Source organism: Thalassomonas actiniarum (genome assembly GCF_000948975.2).
Lineage (GTDB): Bacteria > Pseudomonadota > Gammaproteobacteria > Enterobacterales > Alteromonadaceae > Thalassomonas > Thalassomonas actiniarum.
The window spans coordinates 3,674,456-3,698,243 of the sequence record NZ_CP059735.1; the positions used below are offsets into that span (position 1 = coordinate 3,674,456).

The 23,788-nt window shown below is 46.1% G+C and carries 25 protein-coding genes and 4 tRNA genes; 10 read left to right on the plus strand and 19 right to left on the minus strand.

Annotated features, from left to right (window positions below):
- Window positions 1-47: 47 nt before the first annotated feature.
- The 12 genes from SG35_RS15960 to SG35_RS16015 form a co-directional block, all read right to left on the minus strand.
- Window positions 48-1,781: an ATP-binding SpoIIE family protein phosphatase gene (locus SG35_RS15960; RefSeq protein ID WP_236702662.1), complete on the minus strand. Its 1,734-nt coding sequence runs from the start codon at window positions 1,779-1,781 to the stop codon at window positions 48-50.
- Window positions 1,782-1,784: 3 nt separating this feature from the next.
- Window positions 1,785-2,093 carry an STAS domain-containing protein gene (locus SG35_RS15965; protein WP_044834802.1) on the minus strand — a complete coding sequence of 103 codons (309 nt, stop codon included), beginning with the start codon at window positions 2,091-2,093 and terminating at the stop codon, window positions 1,785-1,787.
- Between the two features lie 44 nt (window positions 2,094-2,137).
- The gene (locus SG35_RS15970) at window positions 2,138-3,388 is read right to left on the minus strand and encodes a methyl-accepting chemotaxis protein (protein ID WP_084692904.1); all 1,251 of its coding nucleotides are present in this window, start codon (window positions 3,386-3,388) and stop codon (window positions 2,138-2,140) included.
- Window positions 3,375-4,463 (minus strand): protein-glutamate methylesterase/protein-glutamine glutaminase, encoded by a 1,089-nt coding sequence (locus SG35_RS15975; RefSeq protein WP_044834800.1) that lies wholly within the window; start codon window positions 4,461-4,463, stop codon window positions 3,375-3,377. The genes SG35_RS15970 and SG35_RS15975 overlap by 14 nt, the downstream gene beginning before the upstream one ends.
- Window positions 4,464-4,512: 49 nt before the next feature.
- Window positions 4,513-5,175, minus strand: a complete 663-nt coding sequence (gene cheD / locus SG35_RS15980; RefSeq protein WP_269082197.1) for a chemoreceptor glutamine deamidase CheD — start codon at window positions 5,173-5,175, stop codon at window positions 4,513-4,515.
- 2 nt (window positions 5,176-5,177) lie between these two features.
- Window positions 5,178-6,053 (minus strand): CheR family methyltransferase, encoded by an 876-nt coding sequence (locus tag SG35_RS15985; protein ID WP_084692903.1) that lies wholly within the window; start codon window positions 6,051-6,053, stop codon window positions 5,178-5,180.
- 3 nt (window positions 6,054-6,056) lie between these two features.
- Entirely contained in the window at window positions 6,057-9,413 is a 3,357-nt protein-coding gene (locus SG35_RS15990) for a methyl-accepting chemotaxis protein (protein ID WP_084692902.1), read from the minus strand.
- An 85-nt stretch (window positions 9,414-9,498) separates the two neighbouring features.
- Entirely contained in the window at window positions 9,499-9,987 is a 489-nt protein-coding gene (locus SG35_RS15995) for a chemotaxis protein CheW (RefSeq protein WP_044834920.1), read from the minus strand.
- Window positions 9,988-10,058: 71 nt separating this feature from the next.
- Window positions 10,059-10,583: a chemotaxis protein CheW gene (locus SG35_RS16000; protein ID WP_044834799.1), complete on the minus strand. Its 525-nt coding sequence runs from the start codon at window positions 10,581-10,583 to the stop codon at window positions 10,059-10,061.
- Window positions 10,583-12,673 carry a chemotaxis protein CheA gene (locus SG35_RS16005; RefSeq protein WP_044834798.1) on the minus strand — a complete coding sequence of 697 codons (2,091 nt, stop codon included), beginning with the start codon at window positions 12,671-12,673 and terminating at the stop codon, window positions 10,583-10,585. The genes SG35_RS16000 and SG35_RS16005 overlap by 1 nt, the downstream gene beginning before the upstream one ends.
- Before the next feature lie 6 nt (window positions 12,674-12,679).
- A complete protein-coding gene (locus SG35_RS16010; protein ID WP_044834797.1) occupies window positions 12,680-13,042 on the minus strand; it encodes a response regulator in 363 nt (120 codons plus the stop codon).
- 51 nt (window positions 13,043-13,093) lie between these two features.
- Window positions 13,094-13,390 carry an STAS domain-containing protein gene (locus SG35_RS16015; RefSeq protein WP_044834796.1) on the minus strand — a complete coding sequence of 99 codons (297 nt, stop codon included), beginning with the start codon at window positions 13,388-13,390 and terminating at the stop codon, window positions 13,094-13,096.
- A gap of 253 nt (window positions 13,391-13,643) precedes the next feature.
- On the opposite strand from SG35_RS16015, the gene SG35_RS16020 reads away from it, so the two are divergent.
- Genes SG35_RS16020 through SG35_RS16030 form a run of 3 tightly spaced genes read left to right on the plus strand, consistent with a single transcriptional unit; the run spans window position 13,644 to window position 14,989 of the window.
- The gene (locus SG35_RS16020; RefSeq protein WP_044834795.1) at window positions 13,644-14,234 is read left to right on the plus strand and encodes a septation protein A; all 591 of its coding nucleotides are present in this window, start codon (window positions 13,644-13,646) and stop codon (window positions 14,232-14,234) included.
- A 17-nt stretch (window positions 14,235-14,251) separates the two neighbouring features.
- Window positions 14,252-14,554: a YciI family protein gene (locus tag SG35_RS16025; RefSeq protein ID WP_044834794.1), complete on the plus strand. Its 303-nt coding sequence runs from the start codon at window positions 14,252-14,254 to the stop codon at window positions 14,552-14,554.
- Between the two features lie 33 nt (window positions 14,555-14,587).
- Window positions 14,588-14,989 (plus strand): lysozyme inhibitor LprI family protein, encoded by a 402-nt coding sequence (locus SG35_RS16030; RefSeq protein ID WP_044834793.1) that lies wholly within the window; start codon window positions 14,588-14,590, stop codon window positions 14,987-14,989.
- 471 nt (window positions 14,990-15,460) lie between these two features.
- On the opposite strand, the gene SG35_RS16035 is transcribed toward SG35_RS16030, so the two are convergent.
- From SG35_RS16035 to SG35_RS16050, 4 genes are all read right to left on the minus strand, one after another.
- Window positions 15,461-15,551, minus strand: a tRNA-Ser gene (locus tag SG35_RS16035).
- 106 nt (window positions 15,552-15,657) lie between these two features.
- Window positions 15,658-15,748 (minus strand) — tRNA-Ser (locus SG35_RS16040).
- Window positions 15,749-15,853: 105 nt separating this feature from the next.
- Window positions 15,854-15,944: transfer RNA gene (locus SG35_RS16045), tRNA-Ser, on the minus strand.
- Window positions 15,945-16,008: 64 nt separating this feature from the next.
- Window positions 16,009-16,099: transfer RNA gene (locus SG35_RS16050), tRNA-Ser, on the minus strand.
- A gap of 154 nt (window positions 16,100-16,253) precedes the next feature.
- On the opposite strand from SG35_RS16050, the gene SG35_RS16055 reads away from it, so the two are divergent.
- From SG35_RS16055 to SG35_RS16080, 6 genes are all read left to right on the plus strand, one after another.
- Window positions 16,254-16,844: a DNA-3-methyladenine glycosylase I gene (locus SG35_RS16055; protein ID WP_044831412.1), complete on the plus strand. Its 591-nt coding sequence runs from the start codon at window positions 16,254-16,256 to the stop codon at window positions 16,842-16,844.
- Between the two features lie 185 nt (window positions 16,845-17,029).
- The gene (locus tag SG35_RS16060; RefSeq protein ID WP_152646509.1) at window positions 17,030-17,695 is read left to right on the plus strand and encodes a Bax inhibitor-1/YccA family protein; all 666 of its coding nucleotides are present in this window, start codon (window positions 17,030-17,032) and stop codon (window positions 17,693-17,695) included.
- 319 nt (window positions 17,696-18,014) lie between these two features.
- A complete protein-coding gene (tusD, locus tag SG35_RS16065) occupies window positions 18,015-18,383 on the plus strand; it encodes a sulfurtransferase complex subunit TusD (RefSeq protein WP_044831411.1) in 369 nt (122 codons plus the stop codon).
- Complete coding sequence (tusC, locus tag SG35_RS16070) at window positions 18,380-18,751, plus strand: sulfurtransferase complex subunit TusC (protein WP_044831410.1); 372 nt, start codon at window positions 18,380-18,382, stop codon at window positions 18,749-18,751. The genes tusD and tusC overlap by 4 nt, the downstream gene beginning before the upstream one ends.
- 13 nt (window positions 18,752-18,764) lie before the next feature.
- A complete protein-coding gene (gene tusB / locus SG35_RS16075) occupies window positions 18,765-19,058 on the plus strand; it encodes a sulfurtransferase complex subunit TusB (RefSeq protein WP_044831409.1) in 294 nt (97 codons plus the stop codon).
- A complete protein-coding gene (locus tag SG35_RS16080; protein ID WP_044831408.1) occupies window positions 19,055-19,387 on the plus strand; it encodes a TusE/DsrC/DsvC family sulfur relay protein in 333 nt (110 codons plus the stop codon). The genes tusB and SG35_RS16080 overlap by 4 nt, the downstream gene beginning before the upstream one ends.
- Before the next feature lie 80 nt (window positions 19,388-19,467).
- Here SG35_RS16080 and SG35_RS16085 read toward each other — a convergent pair whose 3' ends face one another.
- The 3 genes from SG35_RS16085 to SG35_RS16095 all read right to left on the minus strand — a co-directional run bounded on the left by SG35_RS16085 (window position 19,468) and on the right by SG35_RS16095 (window position 22,785).
- A complete protein-coding gene (locus tag SG35_RS16085; RefSeq protein WP_053042841.1) occupies window positions 19,468-20,427 on the minus strand; it encodes a GlxA family transcriptional regulator in 960 nt (319 codons plus the stop codon).
- A gap of 465 nt (window positions 20,428-20,892) precedes the next feature.
- The gene (locus SG35_RS16090; RefSeq protein WP_152646508.1) at window positions 20,893-21,108 is read right to left on the minus strand and encodes a hypothetical protein; all 216 of its coding nucleotides are present in this window, start codon (window positions 21,106-21,108) and stop codon (window positions 20,893-20,895) included.
- A gap of 234 nt (window positions 21,109-21,342) precedes the next feature.
- The gene (locus tag SG35_RS16095) at window positions 21,343-22,785 is read right to left on the minus strand and encodes a glyceraldehyde-3-phosphate dehydrogenase (RefSeq protein ID WP_044831407.1); all 1,443 of its coding nucleotides are present in this window, start codon (window positions 22,783-22,785) and stop codon (window positions 21,343-21,345) included.
- Between the two features lie 191 nt (window positions 22,786-22,976).
- On the opposite strand from SG35_RS16095, the gene SG35_RS16100 reads away from it, so the two are divergent.
- The gene (locus tag SG35_RS16100) at window positions 22,977-23,783 is read left to right on the plus strand and encodes a DUF2989 domain-containing protein (protein WP_044831406.1); all 807 of its coding nucleotides are present in this window, start codon (window positions 22,977-22,979) and stop codon (window positions 23,781-23,783) included.
- Window positions 23,784-23,788 lie beyond the last annotated feature (5 nt).

Genomic DNA, 23,788 nt, shown 5'->3' on the forward strand with positions numbered 1-23,788 from the left:
TGCTTTACACTCAACAGCCAATAAAATCCCCCCGAAGCGCCTTGGCATTACTTCGCCCAGACATAAGTAGCCTGCACCTTATTGCCACCGTCCATATATTCAAGCTTTTCACACAATTGATGCACCAGATCTATACCGCGGCCACATAACATGACCTTGTCCGCCTGTTTAAGCTTGAGCCTGTGCTCATAAAAGGCCGCCAGGTCAAATCCCTCACCATCATCGACTATGGTGATGATCATTTTTCCGCCACTTTGTAAGGGGTGATAACTCAAGCTGATATCTATCATGCCGCAGGTCAAATTCTTCAGCCTCGACTCCCTGACCATAAAATAATGGGCAAAGCCGGCCGCTGAATTTTTCAACTCGGAATTTAACCTTAAAATACCGTGATCCAGGGCATTGACATAAAGCTCGGTTAAAATGCTGTACATATTATTCCAGTGCTCGCCATTACCTTCTATTTCCTGAATTTGTCCCATCGCCATAGGCACGGGGTTTACCAAGGCCAAGCGCTGGCCGGTGAGCTTTAATTGCCATTTCCAGCTCGGCTCGGACTCCAGATATAAGTCATGCATTTCACTGATGGCAAGACTGTGGGCAGCTTCATCCGATGCCGGGATTTGCTCCCAGCCATGACAGGGAATATCAATCAGAGAGAGATCATCTTCCTGCGGCCTGCCCTGACAAAATTCATCAACGGCATCAAAGACCTTGCCGGGAATATCCCCATGATAAAAGCCTTGTTTGGCGGCAAACTCAAAGCGCCGGGCACCATACATTTCCCCCTGATGATTTCTCGCCTCCAGGATACCGTCACTGATCAGCACCACCCTGTCGTTGTTTTCGACACTAAAGACCTGCAACTGGGCCTGCGGCAACAGGTTCGGCATCACCCCTAAAGGAATATGGTTAGAGCTAATTTTATGCTTAATTTTTCCTTCAAAATTGAAGATATAGGTATCCGGCAACCCGGCATTAAAGACATAAGCGGAGCGTTCATGGCTGGAAATACTGACACAGCAGACACAGCAAAATAAATCCACCGGCAATAACTCATATAACTGCCGGTTGATCTGATCAATGATTTCCAGCAGGGAAAAGCCCTTTTTCGTCATCACCCTGAAAGTTTCGGCCAGGGGAATGGCGCCAATAGACGAGCGCAGGCCATGGCCGGTAAAGTCCCCCAGCAACACATTAACATTGCCCCCGGGGCATAACGCCGTTAACTGGATATCACCGCTAAACAAGGCTGCTGCCTGTTTGATGATGCCGATACGGTCGAGGGCAAAATTTCTCGCCTCGATCACCCCGGACATAATTTGCTCTGCCAGTTCGGCATCTTGTTGCTGCTCCTGCTGCAAGTTTTTCACCTGGCTATATAAATTACTGATCCGCTGGATGGATTTGATCTTGGCTTTAAAAACCTCCGGAGAAAATGGCCGGGTCAAAATACCATCGCCACCGGCTTCGATACTATCGACAAAGGCCTGGTCCGAGTCCATGCTGGTGATAAAGATCAAGGGGGCTAAGCTGTTCGGCGACAAGCTTTTAATACGCTTTGCCGCTTCATAACCGTCCATCACCGGCATATTGATATCCATCAACACCAGATCCGGTAAATGCTCAATATATAAAGCGACCCCCCTGGCACCGTCATTGCCGGTTAACACCCGATAACCTTCCTCCATAAGCAGGTTCTTTAAAATCATACACTGCATCTCGGAATCATCGACCACCAAGGCAAGTTTGGCATCCGGGTTTTCAACCATGGCATTCATGTTTTACAGCTCTATGGTCAACAGGCGATGAAACTGGGCAATCTCGAGGATTTTATTCACGGTTTCATTGGGCTTATTAATGATCACCTTGCCGGAGATTTTATCCGCATGATCTTTAAGCAATAAAATCATGCCCAGCGCAGAGCTGTCCATATAACTGGTTTTATCCAATTTGAGGGTAAAAGTCGTGCCGTTAGTATCGCAATCGGCATACGATTCCCTGAATTTCTGATGTAATGAAAAATCGAACCTATCCTCAATCGCGATAGAAACATTTTGATTATCTGCTGAAACAATTTTTTCAATCGACATAAAAACTCCCTGCCTTGCCTGACCTAACGAAAAAGTTAGCGCTGTTAAAATAAATCAATGGCCCCTTCCTCCATTGATGCCTGTTCGACGGTACGATGTTTGTCGGCAGATTTCGTTTGCTCAAACACCTGCTGACAACATAGCTGTAATTTCCTTAACTGGCTGTCAATGTTATGCTCAGCCGAATGCTCTAATTGATTCATTTCTCCGGCAATGGCTTTTAAACGCTCCAGGTTGCTGGTGACGGAATCGAGGATCTGGTGGGTTAAATCTTCAAACTGCAAAGAGCGTATGCCGACAGAAACACTTTCATTGAGCTTAGGCGAGAGCAACGCCAGTTCATCCACAATGCCATGGGTTTGCTGGCTAACCCTTTCCGCCTGTGCCATCATGTCCTTCACCCTGTCTTTGGCTTCCAGGGTTGAACTCATATCGGCAGAGGCGATCACTTCAACCGAATCCCTGAGTTTGCCGATAATCCCCTGCACCTGATTAATAGACTGGCGAATATTGCTGTTTAATTCACTTGAATTAAGGGAAAGCGCCCTGACCTCGTTGGCAACAACGGCAAAACCTCTGCCGGCTTCACCGGCCCGTGCCGCTTCGATGGCGGCATTTAACGCCAGCAAATTGGTCTGGCTCGCCAGGTTCTCCACCTGCCCGAGGAAATTAAATACCTGCTCAAACTGCTTAGCCATTTCATCGATAAAGTACATGGTTTCCAGGCTCTGCTTGCTGGTTTTGATTATCACTTCGACAAAATCATCCAGCACCTGGCGCGAGTTATCAACAAAGGCTGCAAAGACATTGACCTGGCCGCCATCGGGGTCATGTTTACAATCGACGATTTCATTAAACAAGCGCTGCTGTTCATCGCTTATTTCCTGTAATCCCTTGAAACTACCGGAGACTCCGGAAACGGCATCACTGAGCACGGTACTGGTACGCCTGACTTCGTTGCCTATGACCTCTACTTCCTGCGACAGGGATTTATTCAAATCCGTCAGCACCGACCGTATCCTTAGCTGCTCGCTTGGCTGCAGATTTGGCTGCTTAGCCGTTTGCCCTATGTCTTGCTGCGCGCCAGGCGGCCCGGGTGATAACACTTTTTGCAGCAAACTATTACGCAATGTCAGAGCAAACAGGGCTAGCAAGTTGATTAACAATAAAATATCAAGAAAGACCTGCCCGGTAAAAAAGACATTGAGCAAGGCAAGTACCACGCCAAAAATCCCGACAATGGATAAAGACAGAGTAGAAAACAGTGCTTGAGGTAATAACTTATTCATTGACATTTAATACCTCCTTCATCTGGCCTCGTTTAAGCAAAGCAAAATCAAGCAAAGTAGCGGCGATGTCCCCCAGCGGATACTGCTCGGTATGGGCATTAAGGGCATAGGCTTTTCCCGGCATGCCCCATACCAAGCTGCTCGCCTGGTTTTGGATCAGGGTCCTGGCCCCTTGTTGCTTTAAATTTAACATGCCGCGGGCACCATCCTGGCCCATACCGGTGAGCAACACCGCCTGGACATTGCCGGCAACAGGCACCAGGGAGTCAAACAAAACATCCACCGCCGGCTTATGTCGGTTTACTTCGGGAGAGTCTTCAAGCAAACAAAATAAAACCCCACCTCTTTGCTCTATTTTCAGATGTTTATCCCCCGGTGCAATATAGACATTGCCCGGATGAACTTTTTGCCCGTGGCGGGCTTCCTGTACTGCCATTGGGCAGCAGGCATTAAGACGGTTAGCAAAACGCGCACTGAAGGTCACGGGAATATGCTGGGTGATCACCACGGCAGGGGATGTGGGTGGCAGACACATCAAAATACTTTTAATGGCTTCCGTGCCTCCGGTGGAAGCCCCGATGGCAATCAGGTGGTTTCGTCGTCCACTGCCGGCAAAAGGCAGCTCCCGAAGATCTTGCTTTGCCGTTAAACTCTTGCTCAGTTTCAGGTTTTTTAAATTAATACCTGCCGCATCTTTGAGCTTGGTTACCAGGGTTTGTCTGAAACTGTCCCGCTCTGCCATTAACGCCTCGACATCGGGCTTAGTGATATAATCTACGGCACCGGTTTCCAGGGCAGCTAACGTGGTATCGGCCCCTTTGGTGGTCAGGGTCGATAACATCACCACAGGCATAGGACGCAGCCGCATCAGATTAGCAAGAAAAGTCAAGCCATCCATTTTCGGCATTTCCACATCCAGGGTTAAGACATCGGGATTGAGCTGCTTGATTTTCTCCCGGGCGTCATAGGGATCTTCAGCTTCCCCGACCACCTCAATCTCACTCTCCTGTGCCAATATCGAGGTGAGGATATTACGTATCGTAATTGAATCATCCACTACTAACACTTTGATCTTGTTCATTTAGTAATGTCCTTTACTAAAGTGCTCAATGCCGGTTTCAGCTCAGGCACTAAAACAGTTCAATATCTCCACCCACTGCCTGATGGTCGATTTTATATTTATAATCTCTTTCCCTGCGCACTATGGTATCGTTATGCAAATTATCAAGACGTTTCATATAAACCTTACCCGTGCCCGGTTCAAAAATGACTTTGCGCGGATAATCCCCCCCGAGATCGGCATTATCGATACGGATATTTTCATCCTTGAGATAACCCAGGACAAAATCAATATTGCTTTGCCCGACATCCGACATTTGCTTTAACACCTTACCGCCGCCAAACACCTTGGCGCGAAAATTACACCGTCGCCCGCCATGGCTTAAAATCTTGTTGATCAGGTGCTCCATCGCATAATTGCCATAGCGGGTGGCATCACAAATTCGCTTTCTTTGTCCCCAATTGACCTCTGCCGCTTCTTTTAGGGTATGGGGCAGCATAAAGTGGTTCATGCCGCCCATCCCGGTGCGCGTATCCCGGATACAGGCCGCAATACAAGAACCTAAGGTGGTAGCGATGGCAATATTTTCCGTGGTGATGTAAAACTCACCGGGTAATATTTTCGCGACCACCATTTGCCTTTGCCGATCCCAATAATGATTAATATGGGTAAATTCGGGCAAACATTTATGCAGGCACTCCTCTACTTCCACTTTCACCACACTAGCCACAATCACTACACCACTTGAGCTTGTGCTGATATCACGGGTTTACGAAAAATGGTTCGGCCGACATTGTCAAAATCACTTTGAAACGAACCTAAATTTTCGCTATGACCGAGGATCAATAAACCCCCGGGTTTTAAATAGTCGTAATAACGGGCAAATAAGTCTTGCTGGGTATCCTTATCAAAATAAATAATGACATTACGGCAAAAAATCACATCAAAAAGCCCTTTCATCGGCCATTGATGCAATAAATTCAACTGCTTAAAGGTAATAAGTTTCGACAGGCATTGGGCCACCCTGACCTTGCCCGAGTTTTCTCTTGTGCCTTGTTTAAAATATTGCCTTTTGATTTCACTGCTCAGGTCATCAAGCTTATCCTTGGCGTATATACCCTGTTTTGCTTTGGCCAAGACATTACTGTCGATATCGGTGGCCAGTATCTTCACGTCCCATTGCGACAACAGCCCTTGCATCGCCTGCATTAAGGTGATGGCAATGCTATAGGGCTCTTCACCGGTAGAGCATGCCGACGACCAGATGCGCATGTACTTTTCATGACTGCCGTTTCGGATCAGCGCCGGCAGTTCATGCTGGCGCAGGTAATCGAAATGATGCTGTTCACGAAAAAAGCTGGTCAGGTTTGTGGTGATGGCATTAATAAAGTAGTTTTGCTCTTGCTCGGGATTCTTCTGTAATAAACGGCAATAGTCACTAAAAGAAGATAAACGGCGCTCCCGGATAATGCGGGAGAAACGCCGGTAGACCATTTCCCGTTTACTTTCACTGAGCACTATGCCGGCATGCTCATGCACATACCGGCAAATGAAACTGAATTCTTGCTGATTTAACGTTAACGCATCGTCACGGGATTTATCACACAACATGGTTTAGAACTCTTCCCACTCTTTATCGGTTTGTGTCACCTGACGCTGCCTGTGCCGGGTATCCGGTTTCACTACGGCTTTTGCCGGTGGTTTTCTTAGCACTTCCCCGACACGGCTCCTGCCGTGATCCGAACTTGCCTGTGGTTCACCATTATTAAAGAAGTCTACCTGTTCGAGTAATGATTGTGCCTGCTCTTCCATCGCCTTACTCGAGGCGGTCGCTTCTTCCACCAGGGCGGCATTTTGCTGGGTCATTTCATCCATCTGACTCACCGCCGCACTGACTTCACCGATACCGGCACTCTGCTCTTTACCGGCATTGTCGATATCGCCTATCATATTGCTGACTTCTTCGATGGCGGTCACTAACTCGGTAAAGGTCTGCCCGGTTTCGTCCACCAGTTTAGTTCCCTGGCCCACCGCCTCAACACTGTCATTGATCAGGCCTTTAATTTCCTTGGCGGCGCCGGCAGAGCGCTGCGCCAGGTTACGCACTTCGGCGGCGACCACGGCAAAACCGCGTCCCTGTTCACCGGCGCGGGCCGCTTCAACCGCGGCATTAAGGGCCAGCAAGTTGGTCTGAAAAGCAATCTCATCAATAACACTGATAATATCGGCAATTTTTTTACTGGATTTGTTGATATCACTCATGGCTTCAATGGCATTTTTCACCACAGCACCGCCGTTACTGGCTTTTGCCATCACCGAGCCCGAGAGCTTACTGGCCTCCGTGCTATTTTCGGCATTTTGCTGTACCGTGCTGGTGAGTTCTTCCATCGCCGAAGCCGTTTCTTCCAGGCTAGATGCCTGGGATTCGGTACGGTGACTTAATTCATTATTACCGGCGGCAATTTCCCGCGCGGCCTCAAACACACTGGTGGAGGCATTGCGGATTTCATCTACCATCTTGCTCAAATTTTCAATCGAGCCGTTCATGGCATTGGCCAACGCCAGGAATTCCCCCTGGTATTCACCGTCCATGGCATTGGTGAGATCGCCGTTGGCCAGCGCCTGGGCAACATCTATGGCATCGGTGACAGGCTCGACTATGGCATTCATCAAGTTATTGATGTTATCCCCGAGGACTTTCATAAAGCCTTCGTAGGCATCGGTATCGATGCGGCGGTCCAGCTCCCCCTGAATAGCAGCACTGATCAAGCCTTCTACCTGGTTTTGCGCATCTTTTTGTTCGGTTAAATCCAGCCACTGCACCGCCGTGCCCAAATGGTTATTTTCACTATCGAGCAAGGCTATACCGGTCAGGGAGAAGGTTAAGCCAGCCACGGTAATTTCCGCGGCATATGGCAGGTTCGCCGGATTCCCCAACAAGTTTTTCTGATGCGCCGGATTTTTATGGAAAGTATCAAAATTAGTGCCGATCAGAGTATCCACATTAAAGGAAGGCAACACGCTGCGTAGCTGGCTTTCCCGGCGCCTTAACATGGCGATCACCGCGGGATTGGCATAGACAATATTGCCGTCTATATCCGCCATCATCAGGTTGGTAGTCATACCTTCCACCGCAGAGGTTAGCCGGCCCACCTGCACGGCATTTTGACATGCCTCCGTGACATCCTGCCATTCGAGCGAATTACCAATATAATCACCGTCGCTATTGGTAATTGCGGTAACATTCAGCTCAAACTGTAAATCTTCTATGGTGATGGTCGTGGTATAAGGTAAATTATTGACATCACCGAGTAATTTACGCTGATGCGCAGGGTTGCTATGAAAACCATCGATATTGGAGCCGATCAGGGCATCGGCATCCGCTTTAAAACCCGGCCATTTCTTCGCAAAGGTTGCTTCATGCTGTTTTAATAGCCTCAGGGTCGCCTCATTGGCGTAGGTGATAGTAAAGTCCCGGTCGATCATGATACAGGCGGTACCGCTTTGATCCACGGCACCTTGCAGTTGCACCGCTTTATTTTTTTGGGCCAGGGCGTCGGTCACATCCTGCCATTCCAGTGAATTGCCGATATAATTGCCGACATTATCAAGGATAGCGGTGACATTAAGCTCAAACTGTAAATCTTCTATGGTGATGGTTGTTTGATAGGGTAAGTTATTAACATCATCAAGTAACTCTCGTTGGTGCGCCGGATTAGCATGAAAGCCGTCAATGTTGGTGCCGATCAGGGCTGTGGCATCCGCCTTAAAGCCCGGCCATTTTCTCGCAAAGGTTGCTTCATGTTGCTTTAATAACCTGATGGTGGCGTCATTGGCATAGGTAATAGCAAAGTCCCGGTCGATCATGATACAGGCGGTACCGCTTTGATCTACCGCCCCTTGCAGTTGCACGGCTTTAGAGCGCCGGGCCAGGATCTGGGTAATATCACGCCACTCTAATAAGTTACCTATATACAGGCCTTTTCCGTCTTCAATAGCGGTGATATTAAGCTCAAAGGTTAATTCACCGATCTCAATTTCAGTTTGATAGGGTAAATTGCTGATATCATTAAGCAACTGACACTGATGCTCGGCCCGGGACAGAAAGCCATCAATACAGGAGCCGATGACATCATATTTATCGGCTTTAAAGCCCGGCCACATTTGGGCAAAGGCCTGTTCATGCTGACTCAATAAATCCAGTGTCGCCTGATTGGCATAGGTGATGATAAAGTCCCGGTCAATCATAACAATAGCGGTCGTTGACTGGTCCAGCGCGCCTTGCAGGCGTTCCGCCAGTTCTTCGGTTTCATTGGTTTTGCTGTCCATGGCTGGCTCTTTATGCTGAGTTGATTTAGAAGATTGCGCAGATTTCTGTGTCGAAGAAGTCGCCTTTCCCTTGGGCTTAGTGGTTTTCGCTTTTCCCGTTTTAACCGTTTTTCGCTCTTTCACTGCGGTAGTCGCTGAGCTGTCCCCGGCAGACTCTGCGCTATTGGCCGCTTTCATTCTCTGCCTGCCCGCTGCGGTTTCAACCTCTACTAATTCTTGCGCTTCTTGTACTTTTAAAGCCTCGGCCGCGGCTATCATGGTTGAAGACAGCGTTTGGTAAACCTCAGTCCAGGCCTTCTTTACCATCGGAGTAAACTCATCTCCAAGGCCTGTGGCAAGCGTTGTTAATAATGCTTCGCCCACCATGTCATAGTGCTGGGGCTCAACACCGTACGCTAAATGGCGCTGACCTAATTTTTGTACCGCCGGCAGCAACTTATCCGGCTTATCAAGCAATTTAATCGCGCTGTCGAGCATCGCCATTAATTTCCCTCCCTGCTCAGAAATATCACTTTTAAACAAGGATTTAAGAGCAGGCGATAAGTCAAACAAAGTTTGATAAAAGAGATCTGCCGCCTTGGGGGCCATAGGCAGTACTTTTTTCCAGCTCTGCCGGACTAAAGTTATCTGTTTGGGAGTCATAACCTGTATTCCTTACACATTAATGATTACGGTAAGATCTGTCCTTACTGTACGACTTCACCAGCGTTTATTATTTTATTTGCGCTTAACCTGCAACCGGGTCAAGCACTCGTTTTTCAGTGCAATATAATTCTTCATAATCAAGTAAGGCTTTCGAGTCCAATAAAATAATCAATTTGTCATCTATTGATGCCAGCCCCTTTAAAAAACAATTATCAACCACCTGACCAAAGGACGGCGCCGGGCGGATCGCCCGGCTGTTAAATTTATACACTTCAGAAACGGCATCTACGACAATCCCCACCACCATAGGATTTTGCTTGTCATGATTACTTAAAATGATGGTGACGGTCTGATCATTGTATTCCAGCGGCTCCTTGCCAAAGCGCAGCCGTAAATCTATGATCGGAATAATGACACCGCGTAAATTAATAACCCCTTTAATATAAGCGGGTTTATTGGGCAGCTGGGTTAATGCACTCCACACCCGGATTTCCTGGACACATAAAATATCAACGCCAAACTCTTCCCCATGTAGCACAAAGGTCAGATATTCTTGCTCTTTTTCCATCATGATATGTCCTTTATCAAATTGCGTTTGTGCCAATACCGGCTTAGCCCTACACCGACAAGGTACGATATTCATTAGTTCAACTGGTGCGGCTCCAGCGCCTGCAATGACTGGACATTAAGCAAAGTCACCACATTGTCCCCGACATTTACCAGCCCCTCGACATAATGCTGAGGTACACAACCGCCAAAGGCCGGTGCCTTTTTAATATCGCTTTCATCGGCATTTAAGACATCCGAGACCGCATCGACGACAAAACCTATGGTGCGGGACTGCTGCTCGGATTCCAGAGTCAGGACGATCACTACCGTTACTTCGCTATAGCTGGGCTGGCCAATATTAAACTTCAGCCTTAGATCCAAAATAGGGACAATAATGCCGCGCATATTGATCACCCCTTTAACATATTCCGGAGAATTGGGAATTTTCGTCGGCGGCTCCCAGCTCCTGATTTCTTCCACACATAAAATATCCACGGCATATTGTTCATGTTCCAGGATAAAGGTTAGATACTGCTCACCACTGGTAATAAAATCTATGCCTTCGATATCATTATCACCTACCCGGGGAACATCCCGGGCCAGCTCTTGTATATTCATTACACAGTTTCTCCTGCCAGGACGTTAGCGGAATAATGTTGTGTCTGGTTTTTTTGCGCGCTTTTCATAGCCAGTTGGATCATGCCCGGTATATCCAATATCATGGCGACCGAACCATCCCCGAGTATGGTCGCCCCCGAGATGCCGTCCACCTGTTGGTAATTATCTTTAAGGCTTTTGATCACCACTTGCTGCTGCGCCAGCAAATCATCCACCATTAAGCCGACCTTTTGTCCGTCGGCTTCAACCACTACCAATAAAGAATTTTCAACTTCAGTGGTATCGGCAGGTAAACTAAACAACTGATAGATAGGTAATACCGGGACATTGTCTTCCCTGAGGCGATATAACAGCATGTCGCCGGAAACCCGGTTAATCAGCTCGGCTTTCGCCTGTAGAGACTCCACGATAGCGATAAGCGGGATCACATAAATTTCACTGCCCACCCTTACCAGCTGACCGTCAAGTATTGCCAGGGTTAACGGCAGGTTGACCCTGAAAGTCGAACCTTTATCCTGCTCAGATTCTATCTGGATCCTTCCTCCCAGTGACTGGATATTCTTTTTCACCACGTCCATACCGACACCGCGTCCGGAAATGTCGCTAAGCTCCTTGGCGGTTGAAAATCCCGGTTCAAAGATCAGATCAAAGATCTGGCTTTCACTCAGGTTACTGCTCGCTTCCACCAGGCCTTTATCTATCGCCTTATTGAGCACAACCTCTTTGTTGATGCCGCCGCCATCATCATTGATCTCGATAACGATATTCCCGCCTAAATGATAGGCATCGAGTTTTATCGTCCCTTGCTCCGGCTTGCCCTTGGCCTTGCGGACATCCGCCGGCTCTATGCCGTGATCCACGGCATTACGCACCAAATGTACCAGGGGATCACCGATTTGTTCCATCACGGTTTTATCCAGCTCGGTTTGCTCACCATTAATAACCAGTTCTATCGCTTTACCGGTTTTTTTCGATAGGTCATGCACTAAACGAGGGAAACGGTTAAAGGCAAAACTGATGGGCAACATCCTGATGCGCATCACGCTTTCCTGTAACTCTTTGGTATTTTGCAACAGTTGTTCAAGCCCTGAGGTTAAACGTTCCAGTTTGGAAAGCTCAAAGTCATTGCCTAACTCGGATAACATCGACTGGGTGATCACCAGCTCCCCGACCAGGTTGATCAGGTTATCCACCTTATCGACCCCGACCCGAATCGAGCCGGCATCTTGTTTATTTTTAACCTGGGCTTTCTCCGGCCTTTTATCCGGGCTTTTATCTGCGACAGGCATAGTTGCCGGTTCGATAAGTTTTTCTGTGGTAACTTGCCCGCTACTTGTGGCAGCTTCAGGTTCCTTGTCCTGTTTTCCTTCCTTTTGCCCGCTCAGCTGCACCAGTTCTAACTGGCATTCATCCTCCACCCATTCGAACACTTCCCGGATCTCGGCTTCACTTGCTGGCGAAGTTAATATCAGATTCCAGCTCAAATATAATTCTTGCGGATCCATATCCGACAGCGACGGCAGTTCACTGGCCTGGGCGCGGATCTCAAGCGGCCCCAGATCTGCCAGAGCATTAAAAAGCAATAAGGGATCATTGCCGGTTTTCACCAAATGATGACCGGGTATAAAGCCGATCTGCCATTGCGCTGCAGCCGCCTCAGCTTTCTCTTCTGGTTCGGGCGTATTTTCACCTCCGGGCACATTTGCTCCCTGTGACAGGCTCTTTGATAAGGCCTGTGAGGTTTGCGCCACCTTGGCTTCATCATAATCGGATTGATCCCGGGCGGACTCTATCAGCAGGCGTATGCAGTCAACCGATTCGAGTAATAATTCTATATCTGCTGAGGCGATGACCCGACGGCCATCACGCATTTCATCCAATAAGGTTTCCACCAGGTGGGTAAATTCGGTAACTCTTTCAAAACCGAAAGTCCCCGCCCCTCCCTTGATAGAATGCGCTGCCCGAAAAATGCTGTGGATGGTTTCGTTATCATCCACCTCAAGTGACAACAGGCTGGACTCCATTAACGCCAATCCCTCAAAACTTTCTTCGAGGAAAGTTGGAATAAATTGTGACAGGTCGACACTCATAATAAGTTACCGGACAACCCTTTTAATGGTTGCTAACAATTTTTCAGGATTAAAGGGTTTAACCAGCCAGCCGGTTGCCCCGGCCGCCTTGCCCCGCTGCTTCATATCACCGGAGCTTTCCGTGGTAAGCATTAAAATAGGGGTAAACTTAAACGCGGGTAACTCCCGAAGGGCCTGGCACAAAGAAATGCCGTCCATATTGGGCATATTGACATCACTGATCACCAGGTCAAACCCCCCTCCCTGCGCGGTATTGAGTCCTTCCCGGCCATCTCTTGCCTCAACCGTCTCATAACCCGCGCCCTTAAGGGTAAAACTCACCATGTCTCTGATAGAATTTGAATCATCCACAACCAATATTTTGGTCATAATCTCTTCCTTCACTAAATAGCTACAGTAATCGTCTGCCCTAAACTCCAGCTAGACATTAAGATATTGATTTAAAATAGGTTCATTTAAGCCAAGCTGCTTTACGCTCGCCTGGACAGCAGAAGATTGGGATTGCCATATAAGCTGTTTATTCAATGATGATAATTGGGTAACGGTGGCGAGCAAAAACTGAATACCTAAGGTATCAATTCTGACAACGTCGCTGTCGTCAAGGGTGATGGCATCGTTATCTTCGATCAGCTCCAAGATATTGACTTTGCACTGCTCTAACTGAACTATGGTTAATTCAGCGGGTAACTTAAGTACGGCAACTGTAGACGCTTCCATGCTAATATCTCAGTAGTATTTTGATTAACTGTTTTTAACTATATGTTAGATTTTAGGTAAATCAAGAAAATTACAGGGGAATTTATAGCATTAAAGCTATAATCACAGCCCCGTATACCTTAGCCTGCAAGCCAATTTACCTTGCCGGAAAACCGGCGCTCGGGCATTTAGTCGGATAATGCAAAGATAATTGATTGGCTATTGAAGACAGTTTCGTTAGAATTAAGGATTATTTTCTCTGCTCTGGTCATTTATGCACGCTATTTTCGAATATTTGCCATTAGTTATTTTTTTCATTTTTTACAAAGTGTTTGATATCTATTGGGCAACAGCTTCACTTATCGCAACCTCTGCACTGCAGATTTTATATTATTTTGTTAAAAAACAGCCGGTGCCCACCAGGAACTGGGTATTTTTTGGTTTAATTGCGGTTTTTGGCGGTTTAACCATCTTTTTGCACGATGATGCCTTTTTAAAATGGAAAGTGACCCTGATCAATGGTTTTTTTGCCCTGGCCTTGCTTGTCAGCCAATACGCTTTCAAAAAGAACCTGATCAAACAGTTTCTCAGTGAAGCCCTGACCCTGCCTGAGCCCGTCTGGAATAAGCTCAATCTTGCCTGGGCGATGTTTTTTGCCCTGTGCGGCATACTCAATATTTATGTCGCCTTTAATTTTGAACAGGAAACCTGGGTAAACTTCAAGGTCTTCGGTTTAACCGGCCTCACCTTTGTTTTTGCTATTGGCTCCATTATCTCCCTTCATAAACACTTGCCCGAGGAAGGATTACCGGCCACGGAAGAAGCTCAAGACAAACAAAAGAACGTTGAGCTAACTAAAGACTAATCGTAAACGGAAACCTTATGTTTTATTTAATTTACAGTGAAGATGTCCCCAACAGTTTACCTCTGCGCTTAACGGTGCGGGAGCAACATCTAGCCAGGTTAAGCGCATTGCAGGATGAAGGCCGATTATTGGTTGCCGGCCCCTGCCCGGCTATTGACAGTGAAGATCCCGGCGAAGCCGGTTTTACCGGCTCTTTGATTATTGCCCGGTTTAATAGTCTGGCGGATGCCAAACAGTGGGCCGACAATGATCCTTATATCGCTGCCGGCGTATATCAAAAGGTCACCGTCAAACCCTATAAAAAAGTGCTGCCAGGCTGATCAGTTACTTATATTGAATAATGTAGAAACGACATGAACAAAGCAATCACTACCTGTGCCGGCTTATTGCTGCTGACTCTGTTTTCAAACAGCGCAATGGCCGCAAAAACCCTGGCACAATGCGAAAAAGTAAAAAATGATGACAGCGAATACCTGCAATGCCTGGATATTGTTAAAGACTCGGTAGAGCGGGAATTACAAACTTGGATCAATAACCAGGTTTTTAAACTGGAAGAGCTGGCCCTGGTCACAGGACGCGAGTCGGCGCTGACCATGTTCAAACGCTCCCAAAGCAACTTTATCACCTTCCGGGAAAATAATTGCCGTTGGCAGTACCTGGCCTTATCGCCGGGCAAAAAAGCCGCACCGGCTTATAAAAAGTGTTTTATTGATGTCAGTAAAACCCGGATCGCCGAGTTAAGCCGCTTCGATTAATCACGTATATTCACCTGCCAGGTGAAACCACAGCGCCCTACTTCCAGATGAAAGCCCGTTTAGCGGGCTTTTTCTTTGCCCGCACTAATTAATCACCAATACAACCAGGCCAGCCATACTTCCAGCAAACAATAGAAGCTTTACTGCTTATGGTGTTATAGCAATTTTATTAACTATCTAACCATCTTCGGATGGTCTAAACCTCCAAGTCCTGCGTTGTTTTCAATCACAATAGCCTGCTATTGCTCAATCAAACGCCTCGCCTGCATGGATGCAGGTGCTTAGCTTTAGTCTGGAACGATAAAGGGATTTCTTGAAAATTTATCCTCACCGAATTTTGGTCATTTACTTAATGCAATTGGTATTAATCCAGCCAAAGGGATAATAACAGCTAAAGAATAAGGTCAATCAAAGGGAAAGCACACAGACAAAAGAAAGAAAAAAGCCCGCTAATGAGCGGGCTTTATAATGTGGCGGTGAGATAGAGATTTGAACTCTAGAAGGGCTACAAACCCTTGCCGGTTTTCAAGACCGGTGCTTTCGACCACTCAGCCATCTCACCATTGAACGTTTAAAGATGCTCCAATAAGAGCATCTATACAAGAAAAACTGATTCCGGCTTTCCTTGTTGCTTATGCTCGTCATAAAGACTAACACAAGACTTAATGTGGCGGTGAGATAGAGATTTGAACTCTAGAAGGGCTACAAACCCTTGCCGGTTTTCAAGACCGGTGCTTTCGACCACTCAGCCATCTCACCATTGAACGTTTAAAGATGCTCCAATAAGAGCATCTATACAAGAAAACTTATTCCAGTTTTCCTTGCTGCTTATATTCGTCATAAAGACTAACACAAGACTTAATGTGGCGGTGAGATAGAGATTTGAACTCTAGAAGGGCTACAAACCCTTGCCGGTTTTCAAGACCGGTGCTTTCGACCACTCAGCCATCTCACCATAAACTGTTGCTTATCAAAAAAATAAGCGGTTTGCAGATAAAAAACACCTACAAACTAAAAAATGGCGGAGAGATAGGGATTTGAACCCTAGAAGGGCTACAAACCCTTGCCGGTTTTCAAGACCGGTGCTTTCGACCACTCAGCCATCTCTCCGTATGTCTGCAAGCAATGCTTGCCTGAAGACGGAGCGAATATTAAAGTGTCATAAAAGGCTTGTAAAGTATTAATTTAACAAAGCTGTTCATTTGCTAAATAATTAATCATTTTGCATGGATTTAACCCAAGTTCATCCGTTAAAGGAGAAAAAATGTCCGCTCCCCAGCTTTGTCGTTGCCCCTGGTTAGACACAAGTAAGCCCGACTATGTTCAATATCATGATGAAGAATGGGGGGTACCTGTTTATGATGATAATAAATTATTCGAGTACCTGACCCTGGAAAGCGCCCAGGCGGGACTGAGCTGGTACAGTATTTTAAAAAGGCGCCAGGGTTATCGCCAGGCATTTGCCGACTTTAATGTCAAAGCGGTGGCCAAATTCAGCCAGCAGCAAATAGAGGCGCTGATGCAAAATGACAAGATCATCAGAAACAAACTAAAAATTCAGGCAGCGGTGAATAATGCGCAAAGATTTCTTGAGATCCAGCAAGCATTCGGCAGTTTCAGCAACTATATGTGGCAATTTGTCGACCATAAGCCCAAGGTAAACCAGTTCAAGGCATTATCCGACTACCCCGCCACCTCGCCAGAGTCCGATGCCTTTAGTAAAGATTTAAAAAAACGCGGCTTTAAATTTATCGGCTCGACCACCTGTTATGCCCATATGCAGGCCTGCGGCATGGTCAATGATCACAGTATGGATTGTTTTCGGCGAAAGCAGATCTTGGAGGATATAAACTAAACGATTGATAGTTAACAACAAAACAAGGAATAGCAATTCCATTATCTTCGTGCCATAATATGTCACAAGGCTTTAGAGAGAGCTAACAAGCTGGTGTTGAATAGTTAAATATCTACAATGTAGACTTGAACTTCACCAAACAGCCCTTATCTAAAAACTATAACTGAGTTCTTAAAGGAAAGTTTATGCAATCAAATATGAGTTTAAATGCGGCAAGTCAAAGCTCAGCACTGGAAATTAATAAGGTATTACGTAATACCTATATGCTGCTGTCGATGACATTGGCCTTCAGTGCGGTCACCGCTGGTATTTCAATGGCAATGGGATTATCTCATATTGCCGCCCTGGTGATGACCTTAGTGGCTTTTGGTTTATTGTTTGTCGTTCATAAACAGGCGGATAAAGCCAACGGAATTTTCTGGATCTTTGCTTTCACCGGTTTGATGGGCGCTTCTTTAGGGCCGATGCTTAATATGTATGCAGCCATGCCTAACGGCGGCTCGTTAATCATGCAGGCTCTTGGCGGTACAGCGTTAATTTTCTTCTCGCTGTCGGCTTATGCCCTGACCACTAAAAAAGACTTCTCTTTTATGGGTGGTTTTTTAATGGTGGGTCTGATCGTGGCCATCATTGCCAGCATCGCCAACATCTTTTTCGCTATCCCGGCATTGTCTCTGGCAATCAGCTCAGCGATTATCCTGATCATGTCAGGTTTGATCTTGTTTGATACCAGTCGTATCATTCACGGCGGCGAGCGCAACTACATCCGCGCAACCGTATCACTTTACCTGAATATTTATAATATCTTCACTAGCTTGCTGCACCTGTTAGGCGCCCTGAACGACGACTAATAAGCCAGTTTAGCATTACAAACAAATTGAAAGCCCCGCCAGTCGGGGCTTTTTTATGTTCAGGGAGAAAAGTATTTTGCGGTAAAAGCAAGTCATAAAGTAAAGAAGTTTAGGTTCAGCAGTCTTTTGCTCCCACCTAAAACAAAGAACATCATCAAGGTATTCCTGCCCGCAAAAGAGTTAACTTAGTTATACAGAAACGTTTCATTTTTAAGTACAATAACGTCAATTGAAAACACAGCCCCATCACGCAACATCCGCCTCAACATGATCAGGCGTTAATACCCGGTTGGGGAAGTATCTTTATAAGTGAATTTTTGTGGGACAAAAACTTGCGGTTGTGATCACAACCCCCCCTTACAGTAACCTGACGGTAACGGCGCTGGATTATGTTGAAAGCGCCCTTAAAGCCGGTATCGAGCTTATCGGTATCTTTTTTTATCAGGACGGCGTTTTACACGCAGATGCCAACCTCAGTGTCGCCAGCGATGAATTTCAGGCGGTAGATAAGTGGCAGCAATTGCATCAGCAATACCAGCTGCCTCTTCACCTGTGCATTACTGCCGCAGAAAAACGCGGCCTGCGCGACGATATCACGCCAACAAATATCAATCCGCTGTTTACGGTTTCCGGACTCGGCGAACTGGTTGAACTGACAGATAAAGCAGACCGGGTGATACAGCTATGACAGATAAACAGAATAAAACGGTCGCCATTATCAACTCACAGGCGCCGTTTTCATCTCCCGCAGGTAAGGATGCTCTGGATACAGCCTTGATTTTTGGCTCTTATGAGCAGAACATCGCCCTCTTCTTTATGGGAGATGGCGTCTATCAGCTTACCGACAGACAAAACCCGGAATTAATCAGCCAGAAAAATTACCTGAAAACCTTTTCGGCTTTTGAGTTTTACGATATCGAACAGGTATATGTCTGCGCGCAATCCCTCAAAGACAGGGGATTAATCGGCCAGTTCCATATTGAAAACACCACAGTACTTGAACCGGCGCAGTTTGCACAAACCCTGGCCGGTTTTCAGGTCATCTTCAGATTTTAACCGGGAGCTTATTATGTCCATTTTACATCTGGTGCGCAGCTCACAATTTAAAAGCTCAGACTTTTTACAATGTATCGGGGTGTTAACACCGGGTGATCACCTGGTATTACTCGATGATGCCTGCTATAACCTGCACCATCCCCTGCTGATAACAGCGCAAGAAAAATTATTCCCCCAAAAAATAGCAGTAGTGACCTGCCATGCACAGGCCAGGGCTGTCACCTTACCCGAAACCATAACAGGTATTTCCATGACAGAACTTGTACACCTTACCTTTAACAACAACAGTGTGGTGACCTGGCAATGAGCATAATTTTTGAAGATAAAACCATCAATACAGACGAACAGGGCTATTTGCTGGCGCACCAGGACTGGAGCGAAGCCCTGGCACCGGTACTTGCCGAACAGGACGGCTTGGAACTCACCCCGGCCCACTGGGAAGTAATCCGTTTCGTACGCGAATTCTATTTAAAATACAATACTTCCCCGGCCATTCGCGCCCTGACCAAAGCAATGAAAGAACAATTCGGAGAAGAGAAAGCCAACAGCCGCTATTTATACCGGTTATTTCCCGAAGGACCGGCAAAGCAGGCTACCAAATATGCCGGTTTACCTAAACCGGCACGTTGTATTTAGTCGCTTTAAAAAGGACGGCAATAAAAAGAACAAAAAAAGGCGCCTGAGCCAAACTCAGGCGCCTTGTTACTGAACTGAGTTTATGCGCTTTTCACCATTTGGCTGGAGAAAGTCGAGCGGTATTCCGTCGGTGAAATCCCCATATTGTTGCGGAAATTGTTACGGAAATTCACCGCACTGCCAAAACCGGATACCCCGGCAATTTCTTCAATACAAAGTTCGCCGCCTTCAAGATAACTGATCGCCAAAGACAAACGTTTTGCCGTGAGCCATTCCTTCGGACTTTGGTTAAAAGAAGCGCGGAACTGGCGATCAAAACTTCTCCTGGACATAAAAGCCTTATTGGCCAGCTGATCCAGGCTATCGATTTTACTTAAGTTTTTCTCCGCCCATTCCATCGCCAGCAATAACCTTTTAATGCCCTTGGCATTGGAGGACTTAGTTAATTTCGGCGGGTTTTTCAGCTGGATAGCCGGCACAGATAATATTTTAGCCACCTTAGTCGCCGTGACCTGGTCAAAGTCCAGGCTGATCAAATGGATCCCTAGTTTTAACGCCGCTACCGACGAAGGCGCACAATAAATATTGTCCTCGCCGCTAAATAACATCTCGGCATTGAAGTTTACCGCCGGATACTGCTCCAGCTGCTCGTCGATATAACGGGGATCGGTAGCAACGGTTTTCCCGTCCAACAACCCTGTCTTCGCCAACAGGTCTATAGCGGTGCCAAAAGCGATCAACCTTTTCCCGCTTTGATACAAATCTACGATCAATTCCAGTAAAGGCTGCTCTTCAACGCATAACGGCAGGATAGCATCGGAAATCAACACAGAGTCGCGTTCAAACAAACGCTGCTTGGCGCCGGAGTTGCTGATGCAGGAGGTCCACAATTGCACGTCAGAATCATACCAATTGGCGACATTCGCGATATTATTGGTAAAGAGCTCGTGGGCGCACCCGAGACTAAACGAAGGTTTTTCGTTATAAGAAAGGAAAGTAATGCTGGGTCTGCGGCTAGTGTACGGATCAAAATTAGACATTAAAACTCCCTTTTAATACATAAGGCTACATCCATTTGTAACCAATTTTCCATCAAGATAAAACAACGAACAAAGCTGCATCATTGTCTTATTTCTACATACGCTGCTCAACAACTTGGTTAAGTAAATAAAGCGGTTAAAGATCCCTTCTTCAACGGCTCAATAATAACACTGCAGTAACAGATATACTACTAAGCTATCACGGTTAAGAGGCATTTTAAAGACAGGTGCATACTCTGGCTGAAAACCGTTTATGGCTTATTATTAACTTTATCGTAAATAAAAAGCAACAATAACAGTAAAGTTCACGCCACATTTATCCCGACATTAACGACAGCGGCGCCGAGACTCACTGATTGCTTTTACAGGGTAAGGAAAATAACGGCAGCTTTGCCGCGATTCAAAATGATATCAGGGCAGAGGAAATACCCTGTCTGCCCGTTAATTTTTACAATATGGCGGAAATTAAACTTTGATATTAATACTTTGTCCGACACCGGGTGCTGCGCTTGGCGCGGCAGTTTGTGCGCTGGAATCAAGCAAAGTATTCACCATATGCCCTTCCAGCTCCTGTTGAGTTTTAGCAAGTGAAGCCACCTTAGCTTCGGTTTTTGCTTCAGTCACGGAATTGGTCATATTTGCCTGTAACCCGGGGCTTGATCCATTAATTGAAATCGACATAGTTTCTCCTTGGCCTAACAGCGTCAAAAAAGATATTCACTATATTATCGGCCAGGAAAATATTTTCTTTAATTTTATTTTGATCTTTTTTGACTTGGTTATCATCTCCCCGTGAAAGCCATACTCTAACTAGTAGTATCCTGTCCTTGACTCTGCCCTGCTATATTACAAACATAAAATACAGGCATAAAAAAAGGCGCATAAAGCGCCTTTTCATCAAAACAAGCAAAATGCTTATTTCATTGGTAAAGTCGGCACATAAATACCGGCCATTTCATGCATAACACGCACAACCTGGCAGCTGTAACCAAACTCATTATCGTACCACACATACAGTACCGCACGATCTTCATCCACAATAGTGGCCTGCGAGTCAACAACACCGGCATAACGAGAGCCAACCAGGTCGGTAGAAACGATTTCATTAGAGGCGGTATAATCCACCTGGTTTTGCATATCTGAAGCTAATGAAATGTAGCGCAGGTAATCATTTAGACCGTCTTTATCGGTAGCTTCTTTTAAATTCAGGTTCATGATCGCCATAGAGACATTCGGGGTCGGCACCCTGATAGCATTACCGGTTAACAAACCTTTAAGCTCAGGCAGGGCTTTTGATACCGCTTTAGCCGCGCCCGTGGTGCTGATCACCATGTTCAGCGGCGCACTGCGGCCACGTCTTGGTGCTTTGTGATAGTTATCGATCAGGTTTTGGTCATTAGTATAAGAGTGAATGGTTTCAACGTGACCATTGCGGATACCAAACTTATCATTAACCGCTTTTAATACCGGAGTAATGGCATTGGTGGTACAGCTGGCGGCGGAAACAATTCTGTCTTCGGGCAAAATCATGTCATGGTTTACGCCGTAAACGATGTTTTTGATATCATCCTTAGCCGGTGCCGTCAATAAGACTTTTGATACGCCTTTTGATTGCAGATGCTGACCTAAACCTTCTCTGTCACTCCAGATCCCGGTGTTATCAACCACTAAAGCATTGTTAATGCCGTACTCAGTGTAATCAATGTCCGCTGGCGATTTGGCATAAATCACTTTAATGAAAGCGCCGTTGGCTTTAATGACATTGTTTTCTTTATCTATGGTGATGCTGCCGTTGAATGCGCCGTGTACCGAGTCACGACGTAACAGGCTGGCACGCTTTTCCAGGTCATCTTCTTTACCCGGACGAATGACAATAGCACGTAGATTCATCTTGGCACTTGGACCGGCACGTTCAATTAATAAACGGGCCAATAAACGTCCGATACGGCCAAAACCGTATAACACAACATCTTGTGACGGCTGCTCTTTAGCACCGATATCGGCTAATTCTTTTTCAAGATATTGTTCAATTGACAGGCCATTGGCGCCGCCGCAAAATAAATAACGATAAGCCAGCTTACCGACATCGATGCGCGCCGGCGATAATTGCATTTTACTTAGGGCTTCAACAAAGGGAAAACTTTCACGCAAACGTAATTTGCTTTCTTCATGTAAAGCCACAGATTTGTGGGCCTTGATAATATCAATAGCAGAAGCATTTACCAGAGGGCGACCATAAACCGATACTTCTATGCCTTTATTTCTGAAGAGTTGCCCGATAATGGGTTGCATATTTTCAGCAAATGTTTGACGTTCTTGCCAGCTAGTCTGATATTTTTCCTCAAGATGAGAAGTCATTGCATAAACCTTTTTATTTCAGTCGATTGAACGATAGTCTATTATCAATAAAGTTAATATAATATATGGGCACCAGTGTTATTTTACGAAATAATACTAGTGGATACCTTAAAGCGGCGCCTATTGTAGTCGAGTATGAAAGCTTACGCCACTGGTTACAGAATTATTTATCTCTTTATATTGGAAAAAGAATGAAATTACACCTATTAGCTGCAATTAGCGCTTTGGCCTTATCTGCCTGTGATAAAGGCCCTAATTTAGCTCAAGTATGTGATTCTCACCCCTTGATTTGTCAGGAGTTTAAGGAAGATAACTGGTGTAAAAAGGAGCGCACCCAAACAATTTTTGCCGGTGCAGATTTACAGGACAGTCCCAGCGATCAACATAAATATAATTTATTGATCGCCTATGAGAACTACGCGGAATGCGTCAGTTTTGCCTCACAAATCGAGCATATTAAATTAAAAGAAAAGAAAACCGTCAGAATCAACAATTACATCAAGGCCAAAGAAAGAATTGAACAGCTTTCGCAGGAAACCGCTGCTTCAGAGCACCCTCAGCTGCTGTATTTTCACTGGACCCGTTATTTAAACGAGCGCTCGCTGGAAAAATTTCTCAGACTCGAAGGCAGCCCTGAGCTGGAAACACCGGCATCGCAATTAAATCTAGCCACCTATTATGCCAAGCGAGATCCGGACAAGACCCTGAACCTGTTATTCCACGCCCTGGAGTTATACCAGGCGGGAGATGTTATCGACAGTGAAATATTTAAATCCCTCACCACAATTTTCACCGATAAAAAAGAATACAAACAAGCTTATATCTGGTTGAAGATCATGAGGCTCTATGATCCCGAAGATACCGATTTAACGGAGAAGTCGCTGAAGAACTACCAGGAGGCATTCCAGCTCGACAGTGATTTTCTCGACCAGGTGGCCGATACCACCTTAGATAAAATTAAAGCCGGAGAATTTCACTCCCCCAACCTCAAGGGCTGAGTATT

Coding starts and splice junctions, on each gene's coding strand:
- SG35_RS16085 (WP_053042841.1), bottom strand. CDS start 20,427: ATGTCTAATTTTGATCCGTACACTAGCCGCAGACCCAGCATTACTTTC.
- SG35_RS16100 (WP_044831406.1), top strand. CDS start 22,977: ATGAAATTACACCTATTAGCTGCAATTAGCGCTTTGGCCTTATCTGCC.
- SG35_RS16030 (WP_044834793.1), top strand. CDS start 14,588: ATGAACAAAGCAATCACTACCTGTGCCGGCTTATTGCTGCTGACTCTG.
- SG35_RS16055 (WP_044831412.1), top strand. CDS start 16,254: ATGTCCGCTCCCCAGCTTTGTCGTTGCCCCTGGTTAGACACAAGTAAG.
- SG35_RS16025 (WP_044834794.1), top strand. CDS start 14,252: ATGTTTTATTTAATTTACAGTGAAGATGTCCCCAACAGTTTACCTCTG.
- SG35_RS16015 (WP_044834796.1), bottom strand. CDS start 13,390: ATGGAAGCGTCTACAGTTGCCGTACTTAAGTTACCCGCTGAATTAACC.
- SG35_RS16060 (WP_152646509.1), top strand. CDS start 17,030: ATGCAATCAAATATGAGTTTAAATGCGGCAAGTCAAAGCTCAGCACTG.
- SG35_RS16005 (WP_044834798.1), bottom strand. CDS start 12,673: ATGAGTGTCGACCTGTCACAATTTATTCCAACTTTCCTCGAAGAAAGT.
- SG35_RS16090 (WP_152646508.1), bottom strand. CDS start 21,108: ATGTCGATTTCAATTAATGGATCAAGCCCCGGGTTACAGGCAAATATG.
- SG35_RS15960 (WP_236702662.1), bottom strand. CDS start 1,781: ATGAATGCCATGGTTGAAAACCCGGATGCCAAACTTGCCTTGGTGGTC.
- SG35_RS15985 (WP_084692903.1), bottom strand. CDS start 6,053: ATGTTGTGTGATAAATCCCGTGACGATGCGTTAACGTTAAATCAGCAA.
- SG35_RS16095 (WP_044831407.1), bottom strand. CDS start 22,785: ATGACTTCTCATCTTGAGGAAAAATATCAGACTAGCTGGCAAGAACGT.
- tusC (WP_044831410.1), top strand. CDS start 18,380: ATGACAGATAAACAGAATAAAACGGTCGCCATTATCAACTCACAGGCG.
- SG35_RS15995 (WP_044834920.1), bottom strand. CDS start 9,987: ATGATGGAAAAAGAGCAAGAATATCTGACCTTTGTGCTACATGGGGAA.
- SG35_RS16010 (WP_044834797.1), bottom strand. CDS start 13,042: ATGACCAAAATATTGGTTGTGGATGATTCAAATTCTATCAGAGACATG.
- SG35_RS15970 (WP_084692904.1), bottom strand. CDS start 3,388: ATGTCAATGAATAAGTTATTACCTCAAGCACTGTTTTCTACTCTGTCT.
- tusB (WP_044831409.1), top strand. CDS start 18,765: ATGTCCATTTTACATCTGGTGCGCAGCTCACAATTTAAAAGCTCAGAC.
- SG35_RS15975 (WP_044834800.1), bottom strand. CDS start 4,463: ATGAACAAGATCAAAGTGTTAGTAGTGGATGATTCAATTACGATACGT.
- SG35_RS16000 (WP_044834799.1), bottom strand. CDS start 10,583: ATGAATATACAAGAGCTGGCCCGGGATGTTCCCCGGGTAGGTGATAAT.
- SG35_RS15990 (WP_084692902.1), bottom strand. CDS start 9,413: ATGACTCCCAAACAGATAACTTTAGTCCGGCAGAGCTGGAAAAAAGTA.
- SG35_RS16080 (WP_044831408.1), top strand. CDS start 19,055: ATGAGCATAATTTTTGAAGATAAAACCATCAATACAGACGAACAGGGC.
- SG35_RS15965 (WP_044834802.1), bottom strand. CDS start 2,093: ATGTCGATTGAAAAAATTGTTTCAGCAGATAATCAAAATGTTTCTATC.
- SG35_RS16020 (WP_044834795.1), top strand. CDS start 13,644: ATGCACGCTATTTTCGAATATTTGCCATTAGTTATTTTTTTCATTTTT.